At 45.8% G+C, this 12,500-nt stretch carries 11 protein-coding genes; 4 read left to right on the forward strand and 7 right to left on the reverse strand.

Annotated elements, in window-relative coordinates:
* Window positions 1-4: 4 nt before the first annotated feature.
* The 7 genes from OP864_RS01815 to OP864_RS01845 form a co-directional block, all read right to left on the reverse strand.
* Entirely contained in the window at window positions 5-511 is a 507-nt protein-coding gene (locus OP864_RS01815; RefSeq protein WP_270099605.1) for an OmpH/Skp family outer membrane protein, read from the reverse strand.
* Window positions 512-535: 24 nt separating this feature from the next.
* Complete coding sequence (locus OP864_RS01820; RefSeq protein WP_270099606.1) at window positions 536-1,051, reverse strand: OmpH/Skp family outer membrane protein; 516 nt, start codon at window positions 1,049-1,051, stop codon at window positions 536-538.
* Window positions 1,052-1,125: 74 nt separating this feature from the next.
* Entirely contained in the window at window positions 1,126-1,635 is a 510-nt protein-coding gene (locus OP864_RS01825) for an OmpH/Skp family outer membrane protein (RefSeq protein WP_041329445.1), read from the reverse strand.
* A gap of 589 nt (window positions 1,636-2,224) precedes the next feature.
* A complete protein-coding gene (locus OP864_RS01830) occupies window positions 2,225-3,181 on the reverse strand; it encodes an isopenicillin N synthase family dioxygenase (RefSeq protein WP_270099607.1) in 957 nt (318 codons plus the stop codon).
* 201 nt (window positions 3,182-3,382) lie between these two features.
* Entirely contained in the window at window positions 3,383-4,198 is an 816-nt protein-coding gene (locus OP864_RS01835) for a TlpA family protein disulfide reductase (RefSeq protein ID WP_270099608.1), read from the reverse strand.
* Window positions 4,199-4,289: 91 nt separating this feature from the next.
* Entirely contained in the window at window positions 4,290-6,476 is a 2,187-nt protein-coding gene (locus tag OP864_RS01840) for a hypothetical protein (protein ID WP_270099609.1), read from the reverse strand.
* Between the two features lie 152 nt (window positions 6,477-6,628).
* Entirely contained in the window at window positions 6,629-7,462 is an 834-nt protein-coding gene (locus OP864_RS01845) for a leucine-rich repeat domain-containing protein (protein ID WP_270099610.1), read from the reverse strand.
* A gap of 193 nt (window positions 7,463-7,655) precedes the next feature.
* On the opposite strand from OP864_RS01845, the gene lolA1 reads away from it, so the two are divergent.
* From lolA1 to OP864_RS01865, 4 genes are all read left to right on the forward strand, one after another.
* Window positions 7,656-8,336 carry an outer membrane lipoprotein periplasmic chaperone LolA1 gene (gene lolA1 / locus OP864_RS01850; protein ID WP_270099611.1) on the forward strand — a complete coding sequence of 227 codons (681 nt, stop codon included), beginning with the start codon at window positions 7,656-7,658 and terminating at the stop codon, window positions 8,334-8,336.
* Between the two features lie 387 nt (window positions 8,337-8,723).
* Window positions 8,724-10,325, forward strand: a complete 1,602-nt coding sequence (gene bshC / locus OP864_RS01855; RefSeq protein WP_270099612.1) for a bacillithiol biosynthesis cysteine-adding enzyme BshC — start codon at window positions 8,724-8,726, stop codon at window positions 10,323-10,325.
* A 10-nt stretch (window positions 10,326-10,335) separates the two neighbouring features.
* Window positions 10,336-10,938 (forward strand): TlpA family protein disulfide reductase, encoded by a 603-nt coding sequence (locus tag OP864_RS01860; protein WP_270099613.1) that lies wholly within the window; start codon window positions 10,336-10,338, stop codon window positions 10,936-10,938.
* Window positions 10,939-10,972: 34 nt separating this feature from the next.
* Window positions 10,973-11,680, forward strand: a complete 708-nt coding sequence (locus OP864_RS01865) for a thioredoxin family protein (protein ID WP_270099614.1) — start codon at window positions 10,973-10,975, stop codon at window positions 11,678-11,680.
* The last annotated feature ends 820 nt before the right edge of the window (window positions 11,681-12,500 follow it).

Here is a 12,500-nt window from a genome sequence, read left to right on the forward strand (position 1 = left end):
TGGATTAAATGCCCAATTTTGCTTTTACTTTTGAGGTAGCATCAATGCCTCCTTCAGAGTACATAATGAGCTTTACATCCATAATATAGCTATAGCCATTCTCGGCAGCTACATCTGTAAGGGCCTTATTAAACTGCTCATAAAGCGGCTTGATGAGGTCCTGTTCTTTTTTGGCCAAAGAACGCTCTGCTTCTGCGCTTTTTTGCTGCAGCCCTTGCTGCATTTTCTGCAGTTGTTCTTCTGCTTGTTTTTGTTGTGCAGGAGAAAGCAAACCTTGCTGTGCTTTTTGCATGGTGCTGGTATAAAAATCCTGGACCTTTTTGCTTTCTGCTTCTAGTTGCTTTTGCAAAATTTTGCCATAAGATTCTACCTCTGCTTTTGCTCTTTTATAGGCGGGCATATTGGGAATAATCGCGTCACCATCTACATGAGCCATTTTTTGGGCCGATAGTGGCGTAGCTGCCAAAAAGAGCAAGCAGGCCATTAGGCTAAAAAAAGAAGCCAATTTCATAATACTAATTGTTTTGGGGTGAAATTAAATGCCAAGCTTGGCTTTGAGTTTGGCTGTTGCATCGGTGCCACCTTGGCTATAGAGCAACATCTTTTTGTCTAGGATATAGGCATAACCGTTTTCCTTGGCCACTTCTTTGAGTTTAGACTCAAATTTTTCATAAAGGGGCTTAGTGAGATCTTGTTCTTTGCGTACCAAATCCTCATCGGCTTTGAGGGCCTGTTTTTGCAAATCTTCTTGCATTTTGGCCAATTTCTGCTCCGCTTCTTTTTGCTGAATGGGCGTCATTGTTCCTGCCTGCACCTTAGCCATTACATCGGCATAATACTGCTGCATAGTCGCTTGCTTGCCCTCTAGTTGTTTTTCCAAAATCTTGCGGTAAGACTCTACCTCGGCTTTGGCTCTTTTGTATTCGGGCATATTGGGAATGATGACATCGGCATCTACGTAGGCAATTTTTTGTTGGCCGTAGCTCACTGAGCTAAAGGCCATAAAAGTAAGCAACATCAAAATGCTGCTGAGCTGCATAAGCTTTTTCATAGTATTTCTTAAAATTTTGAAGTTTGACGAATTAAGCGCACAAAAATAAATTTTTTTGGCGAAATCTAAGGAACTTATTTGCCCAAGCGCTTGACTACCTCTGCCGTAAGGTCCTTATCGGCTTTGGCATAAATCATTTGGCTGCCATCGGGGGCCGTAAAAATGAAGTCGTAATTGCGCTCCTTGGCCAGTAGTTCAATAGTTTTGTAGACCTTTTCCTGAATGGGTTTCACTAGGCTTTGGCGTTTAGAAAAGAGCTCTCCTTCTGGTCCAAAACGCTGGTCTTGCAAGGCTCTAACGGCCTTTTCTTTCTCAATAATTTCGTTTTGTTTTTGGGTTTTCATCTCTTCGCTCATCAAGACCTCTCTTGCCTGATATTCCCGATAGAGTTGTTCAATTTGTTCGTATTCTTTGGCAATTTCTTGCCGCCAACGCTCTGCCAATTGGTCCAATTCGGCCTGTGCGGTTTTATATTCGGGCACAGCATCCATAATTTTGGTCATATCCACATAAGCGGCTCTTTGTGCAAAGGAAAAGCTCATGCTAGACAACAGTAGCGTTAGGCTTAATAAGAGGTTTTTCATTTCTATTTATTTAATTATTCAGTATTTGATTTTTTGGGGCTGCCCCTTCCGCTGGGTTGAAACCCAGCGCAAAGCGGTATCGCTTTGCGAACTTATGCAAAATGAGGGTTTAAACCCTCATGAATTATCGGGCGGGTCGGGCTGTGTCGCAGCTCGCAGGTCTGCTCGGCCCTGCAGCGGCTGCGCCGCTTTGGTCTGCCGCCTTTGGCGGCCCTGCTGTCCATCCCTCAGCCGCTCAGCTGTAGTGGGGACTTTTGGCCCTTTTCTGCGGCCCTTTATCGCCTATTAGCCAAGTTTTGGGCCAAAAATAATTGCCCTGCCCTAGCAAAGATGCTATTTCTCCTTAAACTGATGTATTGGCAAAAGGGTTGGGCCCTGGCCTAGCGATGTGGAAGGGGGCGGCGAAGCCGCAGACCCAGCGGGCAAAGCCCGCGCAGGGCCGAGCAGACCTGCGAGCCCTGAAACGTAGCGCCGACGACCGAAGGGAGGCGGAGGCCCCCAAAAAACAAAAATCTATAAAAAAATCAAAAAAAGAGCAGCCTCTAAAGCGAGACTGCTCTTCTATTTAAAACGCTTGCAAGCAAGGCGTTTATTTTTTAAGTCCGATTTCGCGTAGACGCTCATCTAGGTACTCGCCAGCGGTAATTGGCTCGTATTGTAGGGGCGTTTCTTCGGTTACGCAATCTTCTAGGCAAGTCAAATCCATATCGCTGCGGGGATGCAAGAAGAAAGGAATAGAGATGCGTGAAGTATGCCAAAGCTCGCGTGGTGGGTTCACTACACGGTGGGTAGTCGACTTCAATTTGTTGTTGGTGAGGCGTTGTAGCATATCTCCAACATTGATGACGATACCATCGCCCAAGGCTTTCACATCGATCCAATCTTGGCCCAAGGGACGCACCTGTAGTCCGTCGGCAGAAGCGCCTACCAAAAGGGTAATGAGGTTAATGTCCTCATGTTCTTCTGAGCGGATAGCCGATTTGGGTTCTTGCGTGATGGGAGGATAGTGAATAGCGCGCAAAATAGAGTTTCCGCCCTCAATATGAGGATTGAAATAATTGCGGTCTAGTCCCAAGAAAATAGCGATAGCCTCTAGCAAGTGAGCGCCAGAAGCCTCAAAAGCTTGGTACAACTCACGGGCTGTTTTGTTGAACTCAGGCAACTCATCGGTGTAGATGTTATCCATGTACACATCTTTGAGTTCGTGTCCTTCGGGCAACTCTTGGCCAAACTGATAAAATTCTTTAAGGTCACCAACATTAGATTGTTTGGCATGTTCGCGGCCAAAAGAGCAATATCCTCTTTGTCCAGCGCCATTTTTGACCTCATATTTGTCTTTGATTTCTAGGTCTTGCGCAAAAAAGCGCTCAGACTCTTCAAAGAACTTCTTAATTAACTCTTTGGGAATGCCGTGATTCACGACGCCCACAAAACCAATTTCTGTAAATGCTTTTCCTAGGGCCTCAACAAAAGCAGCTTGCTGAGAGGCATCACCCTTTACGAACTGACTCAGGTCTACCTGAGGAATTCCGGTAATAGTTGCCATAACTAAAATGCATTGATGGTAAGTGTACTGCTCTCTTTTTCCTTTCTGAGCAGCACGAAAGTAGTTTGTTGCACAAATCTAATAAAAAAATCGACTTTTTTGTCCTTTTTTCTCGGCCTACAAGATTTTTTCCCGGATTAGGGCTTCTAGCTCCAAACGTTTTTCCTCATTGTAGCCTCTTTGCTCAAAAATTAGCTCTCCTTAGGGATTAAACAAAAGAAAATATGGAAACCCTTTGAGGCCCAACTGCTGCTGTAGTCCTAAATCAATGCGAATGCGTTCATGCTCTTTGATTTTTTCAAAGTTAAAAACTTTGTTTTGGTTTAATTCTGCCATTTTATCTATTGGAACATAAATGTAGTATTGATCCAATTTTCCTTTTAGCTCTTGATAAAAAGGCTGCATATCTGGAATGGCCTTCAGGCAAGGTAGGCAGCGTTCATGCCAAGTTTCAATTAGCACATAATGGCCATTTTGAGCCAAGGTCACAGTATCTCCCTCCTCTTGCAAAAAGAATTGACTAAAGATATTGTAGCTACTATCTCTTTTGGGCTCCTCTGCTTTTTTTTCTGCAAAATTGTAGCTAGGCTGTTGCTGATGATGCTCATACTTAGATAACTCTATGTGCTCAGGATAAAAGCGAAAACTGTAAATGATAATGCCTGTCAGAACGAAAAACTGCATGGCTTGCTTCGGGAATAAACGGCGATCAAACTGAATGCCTAGGGTTAACAAAGTAGCCGCCATAAATGGAGAGTTAAGCAGGGGCATCCAAGAATAGCCCCTCTCCTTTAAGGTATAGATATATATCCCAAAATAAAGCAGAGGAGCAAATAGCTTTAATAAAATATGCCATTTGGTTTCACTGCCCTTAATCAACTGCCGAATATAATAGCTGGCATAAAAGGTATAGAGCAACCCCAACAAAATGCTATAATTTGAGGGATAGCCTCCATATAAAAAGGCATAAGCCCAAACCAAAAAGATAGATAAGGAATAAAATAGGTAATAGAGCATTATTAAATATAATTTCAAATTCCAGATAATGCCCAAAACTAAAACCTAAACTAAACTTATTTCAATAAATAAAGTTATTGATAACTTAAACCTACTCTTCCTCTGGCTGCGCCATAATCATCTCAATCTGTATTTTTCTTTGGCCCGCAGCCTCTACACTATAAATAGAGTTGCGAGGGTCGTTAATATCATCGCTAACGCCAGCCGGCACCTCCGTTTCTCCAATAGAAAGCTCTACAAATTTGAGCTGCCCAGAACGCAAATAAGGCTGAAATGCCCCATTTTGAAATTGCTCCATTTCATTGCGCATACTCGAAATCCGTCTTTTGGCCAAGTTGATATTATAAGCCGAAGAAGAACGGGGACTACAATAGCCTCTCAGGTGAAACTCTACGGCTTGTCCAGTCTCCAAAAGCCTGAGCAACTGCCCCAAAAAATGCTGTAAACGGGCATACTCCCCCACTACTTCCTGCTCAAAAAACTTGGCCACTCTAGCTTTGGCCCGCTGCTGCACTTCTGCCCCATCATATTGGGCCGAAAATTCCTCCTCATATTGCGCTTGTAGTTGCAAATAAGCTTGGTAGGATTCCGTATAGCTCATTTTTGTAGTGGTGGCATAAGTTTGTTTGTCTGGACTATCATTGTGGAAGTACAAACTAATGGGCAGTTTCTCTAGTAAATTGGCTATGCTAGGCGCTTCTTCAACAACTTCCTTGGGCAAACTGTCTAGTTCTTCAGGCTCCATTACTGGCGGATCAATAGGGTCCACTACAGCTACAGGAGGCGTTAAACTGCTGTCTTTTTTGGGCGTTTCTGGAACCGCCTCTGGGACTTCTGGCTCCAATTCTATACCCGTCAATACGGGGTCTTGGGCCAAAAGGCTATCCAAAGGACTCAATTCGGGCTCTACAATCAAATCTCCAGGCTCAATCTCCACCGGCAAGCTCAAGGCATATATATCATTGCAACAAGACTCTCCCGTCAAGATTTTAGAGCCAGGCCGATTAGAAGAAAAATAACCAAAGGTGTCTAGCTCTGGCGCAATGTAAAAATACAAGTCATTGGCCGCAGAATTGAGCGGCACGCCCACATTTTGGGGCGCCGACCAGCTATCATCCTCTCGTTTGGCCTTAAAAATATCATAGCCGCCCAAACCCAAATGCCAAGTAGAGCTAAAATAAAGCGTCTGCGTTTTGGCATGATAAAAAGGCGTGGCCTCATTGCCTTTGGTGTTGATTTCGGGCCCCAAATTAAAGGGTTTTCCATATTTGTTATCGCCCAAAACTTCTACGCACCAAATATCCAAGCCCCCAAAGCCCCCTTTGCGGTCAGAGGCAAAAAAGAGCAGGCTTTTGTTTTGCAAACTATCAAAACTATGGTTAGGATGAGTCGTGGTATAGCCTCTAGGCGCATTAACCGATTTAGGCAAAGCCGCTGGCTTGCCCCAAGCATTGCCTTTTTTGGGCACTTTATAAATCTCACATTCCAATTCATTCTGAGGGTTCCGCTCGCAAAGCGTATAATACAACCACTGCCCATCTGCACTCAGAGCCGAATTACCCACATTGGTGTATTTGCGGTTCAAACCCGGCACAAAGGCCGCATTTCCTTGCCCTCGGTCTCTGGAACGCAAAATTTTTCCATACAAATATTGCTTGGTGGAGGCCTTGGCGCTCATTCTCCGCTTAGCGTCTTTCTCAAAACGCAGGGCAGAAAAATACAATTCATCGCCCACCAAATGCGGAGAAAAATCGGCATAAGCGGTATTCACTTTTTCGCCCAATGAGATCACTTCTACCCCCTCAATGGGCTTTTTATAAATCTCTTCGGCAAATTTACAAGCGTCTAGCTCATGCTTGGCCCGCTCTTGCAAAGCCTGTAATTCTCGGCCCCTAACCGCCTTGGCCAAAAAGGCCTCAAACTCTACAATTGCCTCCGAATATTTGGCATTGTGCTTCAAGGTGTAGGCATAATAAAAATCCATGCTCGGATAAGCCGCCCGCTCCTCTCCCATTCGGCTCAATTTGCGGTAATAGGACTCCGCCTTGCCAAAGTTAAAACTCTGTCGGCAAGCTTCCGCATAGCCCCAATAGGCCTCGGCCTGCTTTTTCTTGGACTGCCCCTGAAAGGCCTCTTCCTTAAAGGCTTGCTCATACTCCTCCACCGCGCCATAAAAGTCGCCTCGATTCAGTAGCTTTTTGGCGGTTTTCAATTCTTTCTGGCCCCAAAGGGAGCAACTCAATAGTAAAAAGGGAAATAAGATAAGTAGTTGTTTCATAGGGTTCTGTTTTTTTTTATTTTGGGGCCTCCGCTGCGGCTATGCCTTGCGGCGCTACGTTCCGCAGCTCGCTGTTCGCTCGGCCCTGCGCCGCTTTCAGCGGCTGGGTCTGGCCTGACGGCCACTGCTGCACATCGCTAGGCCAAGCAAAGCTAAACCAAAAAGTCGACCCATGGCATTCGTTGCAGCCATTGGTCCAAATTTTTGAGTGGCGTATTTCTGCTTTCTACAATTTGCAGGCGCTCGAGCTGCACAAAGCGCTCGGGCAACTCTTCTAAATGGGGGGTATAGGAGAGGTCTAGATGAGTAAGGGAATACAAGCCCCCAATATCAGCGGGCAATTGGTCCAATTCTGTGTCGCTTAGCTCCAATTTGCGCAGTTGGCCCAATTGGCCTTGCCCAAAAAGAGAGAGCCGCCGCAGGGGGTTGCGGCTCAAATTGAGCGTTCCAAAATCCTCGGCCTGAAAAAAGCTAAAAGAAACTTCCTCCAATTCATTGTCAAAAAGCTGCAAATTGCGCAAACTTTGAAAGCCCACTGTTGTTTTAGGCAGGGTTTTTATCTTATTGATGCCTAAAAAGAGCTGCTGCAAATTGGGCAAGCGGCCCAAAAAGCAAGGAAATTCTTCTAGACGGTTGCTGTTGAGACTCAGGCTATGCAAATAAGGCAGCTCGGCCAGTTCTTCAGGTAAAGACTGTAATTGGTTAGCAGAAAGGTCCAGCTGTTCTAAGGCCCTAAATTGACCAATTTCTTTGGGCAGCTCTTGCAACTTTCTATTGGATAAGTTGAGAAAAGGACGCTGCAATAAGGCCCAAAGGTCTTCTGCATCCATTTCTTTGGGCCGCTCGGCCCTAGGCCAAAGCAAATAGTAGGGCGCCAAAAGCTCTTGCAAAGCAAGCCCCTGCCCCTCGGCCAAACTAAAGGCTAACTCAATATTGGCCATATCGCCACTGCCAATCAACTGTCTAACTGCTGCTAAATTGTCCAAAATATTTATCCTCTGCTGATTAAAATTTATCTTGACGCCTTGGAATAATTTTTGCTCGGCCAGACCAAATCGCATGAAGACGAGCAAGAACAAACAAAAGTTGGAATCGCTTTTGTTTTAGGCTCCTCCAAAGCCCGTAAATACTCCAAAAGACCAATAGTTTTTCAGAACTACCTACAACTACTTTATTCATATGAGAACAATGAAATTGCTTTTTGCTTTTTGTCTAATGATGACATTTGGCCTTAACCAACTAAACGCCCAAACGCCTTTCTTTAAAAAGGCCTTAGCGAATGTGGAAAAATCTGATCCAGCCGCAAAAAAAGTACTGGAAAAACTAAAAAAGAAGTACACCCAATATAAGGCAATTTATGCAGAATATGAGTTGCTGATTGATAACCGAGAAACCCAAGAACGCCAAAAAGGCCAAATTACCCAAGCAGGCGATAAGTTTCATGTCAATAATAATGGCAACGAAATTTACTGCGATGGCGAAACGCTCTGGATGTACATGAAAAACAACAACGAGCTGCAAATCAATGATTATGAGCCCGAAGATGAAGATATGATGTCGCCCTCTAAAATTATGAAAATCTACGAGGCCGAAGATGAGTTTTTCTATGCCATGACCCAAGAAAAAGGCGATATTTGCGAAATTGAGTTTAAGCCGCATGATAAGGAAGCCGATTTCTTTAAAATTAGAGCCACCATTGACCGAGCCAAACCCATGGTCAATGAAATTAAGGTCTTTGCCAAAGATGGCACCATCTATACTCTAGATATTAAGGTGCTTAAAGCCGCCCAACCGCAAGACAAAGATTTTATTTTTGATAAAAGTAAATACCCCGGCATTAGAGAGGTCGATATGCGCTAAGCTCCCTTCTTTTACTGCTCAAAAAGCCCAGCTGTTCGCTAAACAGCTGGGCTTTTTGTTTTCTTAAATTGTTGTAGCTACCACTAATTTCAATATCTAGCCTTTATATTTGAACTTCTTTAGCGGCAGCTTTTGGTCCTTTTAGGCGGCGCAGCCGCCAGCGGGCCGAAGGCCCAACGGCTGAGGGATGGGAAGGGGGGCCGAAGGCCCGACCGAGCTTTTGAGCAAAGCGAAAAAGCGATGGGCCGAGCAGACCTGCGAGCCCGGGACAGCCCGACCCGCCCGCAGGGCGGGGCAGCCCCAAAAAAAAATGAACCCTCGGCCCTTTTATTTGTCTCTTCTTAGCCAAGAGGACTAAAAAATTATTTCACACACAGTTTATTTGCCATGCAACGCCTAGCGCTTCCTTACGATAAAATTCCACAACTTTCTACTTTTGACAAAGCCTACCAAAGGGGCGATCAGCGGCTGCGGCCCTTTTATGCCAGCGCCCCAGAAATCGATAATTTTGCTGCGGCTATTCAGCAAAGGCAGTTTTCGGCCGAGCGCCGTGCGCTTTTGGTCCAAGAACTTCAGGCCCAATATGCTCATTTGGAGCAGCCCGAAATTTTAAAAGCGCAGTTGGCCGCCCTAGGGCAAGAGCAAACCTTTACGGTCACTACGGGGCATCAGCCCAATTTATTTACAGGGCCGCTCTATTTTGTGTATAAGATTTTGGGAACTATCCGTCTGGCCCAAGAGCTAAAAACGACCTACCCCCAATATCATTTTGTGCCCATTTATTGGTTGGGCGAAGAAGACCACGATTTTGAAGAAATTAAGCATACCTACCTTTTTGGCCGCCCCCTAGTTTGGGAAGACCATCAGGGCGGGGCTTTGGGCCAATATAAAATAGACAGCCTAGCGCCCGTATTGAGCGAATTATTTGACATTTTGGGCGATAGTCCAGAAGCCCAAGAGCTAAAAACGAGCCTGCAAGCCGCTTTTTCTGGCCCAAAAACCTATGGCCAAGCCTTTATGGAATGGGTGCATGCCCTTTTTGGCCGCTATGGCTTAGTCATTTTGCGGGCCAGCAGCCCCGCTCTAAAAGCTAGCTTTTCTGAAGTGATGAAAGAAGAGCTCTTGCAGCAAAGTTCTAAGGCTATTTTGGAAAAAAGCTATGCGGAACTAGAGGCCGCCGGTTTTGGTCCACAAGCCTATGCCCGCGATATCAACCTCTTTTATCTTCTCCCCAATAAGCGCAGCAGAATTGTACAAAATGAAGCCGGAGAATATGCTGTTTTAGATAGTGATTTGCGCTTTTCTGAAGCCGAAATCTTGGCCGAATTGGAGCAACATCCCGAGCGATTTAGCCCCAATGTCATTTTGCGTCCCCTTTATCAAGAGCAGATTTTGCCCAACCTAGCCTATGTAGGTGGAGGCGGAGAGCTGGCCTATTGGATGGAGCGCAAAGCCCAATTTGCCCATTATCAAACGCCTTTTCCCATTTTGGTCCGCCGAAACTCTGTGCAGTTGATCGATGCCCGCTCGGCAAAAAATTGGCTGGCCCTAGGATTTGATTGGCCGCAGCTCTTTGAAGAGACCGAAACGCTCCGACAAGATTTTGTCCGTAGACAAACGGAACACGAGCTCAATTTTGAGGCAGAACAGACCCAAATCAAGGCCCTTTTTGCACAAATTGGCGAGAAAACCGCCGCCGTAGAGCCCACCCTAAAAGCTTCGGTGGCCGCCCAAGAAGCCCAAATTCAAAAGAGCTTAGACAAGCTGCAAAAGCGACTCATGCGGGCCGAAAAACAAAAAATGGATAGCGAACTAAATAAAATCCAAAAGCTACAAAACAAGCTTCTTCCCAAAGGTAAACTCCAAGAACGATACAGCAATTTTATGGAGTTCTATCTGCGCTTGGGCGGCCAAAAATGGCTGGACCAATTGCTGCAAGAACTCCACCCTCTCCAAAAAGATTTCCTGCTCTTGATTGAGGAGGACTAAAAAAAACAGTATGAAACAGCTCCTTTTTACCGCCCTTTTGGCCCTCAGCTTTGGCGCCTGCCAAGAGGCCAAAACAAACAGCGAATCCCCTGCAGAACAGCCCGCCCAAACAGCGGCCGCAGCCGAAGAAAAAGAAAAACCGGCTGAAGAATCAACAGATTTCCCCCATGCCGATAAAATCCTGACTAGCGAAACAGGCAAGTCGCTCCCACTCTACCATTTTGAAGGCTTCGAAAAAGATATTTTGAGCCTAAAAGATGGTGAAGAGCTCTATGTCGTCAATTTTTGGGCGACCTGGTGCGGCCCCTGCGTTAAGGAATTGCCCTACTTCAATGCCCTAGAAAAAGAACTGGCCGGTAAGGTCAAATTCCTCTACGTTAGCCTCGATTTTACCAAAAGCCTAGAGAAAAAACTACTGCCCTTTATAGATAAAGAAGAGATTGGGCAGGTCGTTTTCTTGGAGCAGAAAAAAGTGAATGAATGGCTGCCCAAAATTGATAAAGATTGGTCTGGCGCCATTCCCGCCACCCTCATTTTAGGCAAGGGCCAACATCAGTTCTACCGCCAAAGCTTCCATAGCAGCGAGGAACTGAAGGCCATTTTGCCCCTATAATTTATCGTATTTCCTGACTATTATATATAATTACATGATCAAGCAAAGTTTAATTATGCTCTTGTTTTTGGGCCTATTTACCGCCTGCCAATCGGAGGCGCCCAAAACAACAGCCACAGATGAAGCCGAAAAAACAGCACAAACGGCCGAGACCAAAGAGGAAAAAACAGAAGCCGCTCCTATCAAACGCTATGAATTGGGTGATGCCGTAGCCGATTTCAAGCTCAAAAACGTAGATGGCAAGATGGTCAGCATGGCCGATTATCCCGAGGCCAAAGGCTTTGTGGTGATTTTCACCTGCAACCACTGCCCCTTCTCTATCGCTTATGAGGACCGCATTATCGCCTTGGACAAAAAGTACAAGGAGCTGGGCTATCCCGTTATCGCCATCAACCCCAACGACCCGGAGGTAAATGCTGATGATAGCTACCCCAAAATGCAGGAACGAGCCAAAGAAAAGGGCTTTAGCTTTCCTTATCTATTTGATGAAGGCCAAAATGTTTTCCCTCTTTTTGGCGCCACCAAAACGCCTCACTGCTTTTTGCTCAACAAAGAGGGCGATGCGCTTAAACTGGTTTATAAAGGGGCTTTTGACGATAGCAAAGAAGCCGAAGAAGTAAGCAAAACTTTCTTGGCCGATGCCTTGGATGCCTTGCTCAAGAATGAAGCGCCCAGCCCCAATAGCACTCTCGCTTTTGGCTGTAGCATCAAAACTAATGACGAAAGCAAAATTGCCGAATAAGCCGTTCTGCTCTCAGCATTAACCAGTTTGCCTAGTGTCTTTAAGATGCTAGGCTTTTTTTATGTTGTTTTGGGGCCTCCTGCCTGCGGCAGGCGCTACGTTCCGCAGCTCGCTATTCGCTCGGCCCTGCAGCGGCTGCGCCGCTTTGGTCTGGCCTGCGGCCACTGCTGCACATCGCTAGGCCGCTCAACTATAGTTTTCAAGCTAGTCTTTTCGCTTCGGCCAGTCTGTTTAAAATTCTGTGTTTCTCCTTTTTGCTGCCTAGGGACTGCTAGAACGACGGAAAAGGCTAAGAAAAAGTGAGGTCGAGCTAAGAAGTCAGCAGCTCGAGCTAAAGAAAAGTGAGGTCGAGCTAGAAAGCCAGCAGCTCGAGCTAAGGAAAACTGAGGTCGAGCTAGGAAGCCAGCAGCTCGAGCTAAGGAAAACTGAGGTCGAGCTAGGAAGCCAGCAGCTCGAGCTAAGGAAAACTGAGGTCGAGCTAGGAAGCCAGCAGCTCGAGCTAAAGAAAACTGAGGTCGAGCTAGAAAGCCAGCAGCTCGAGCTAAAGAAAACTGAGGTCGAGCTAGAAGGCCAGCAGCTCGAGCTAAGGAAAACTGAGGTCGAGCTAGAAAGCCAGCAGCTCGAGCTAAAGAAAACTGAGGTCGAGCTAGAAGGCCAGCAGCTCGAGCTAAGGAAAAGCTAGGTCGAGCTAGGAAAAAGTTAGCTCCCTGGACTAATTGTTTAAGTTCCCTTACTAAATACTTTAACGAATCCATAACAACAATTAAAACGGAAATCCTAGCATAGGGCTCGCTAAGTCAGGGAGTTAGGCGGACTAGCA

The organism is Saprospira grandis, assembly GCF_027594745.1.
GTDB lineage: Bacteria > Bacteroidota > Bacteroidia > Chitinophagales > Saprospiraceae > Saprospira > Saprospira grandis.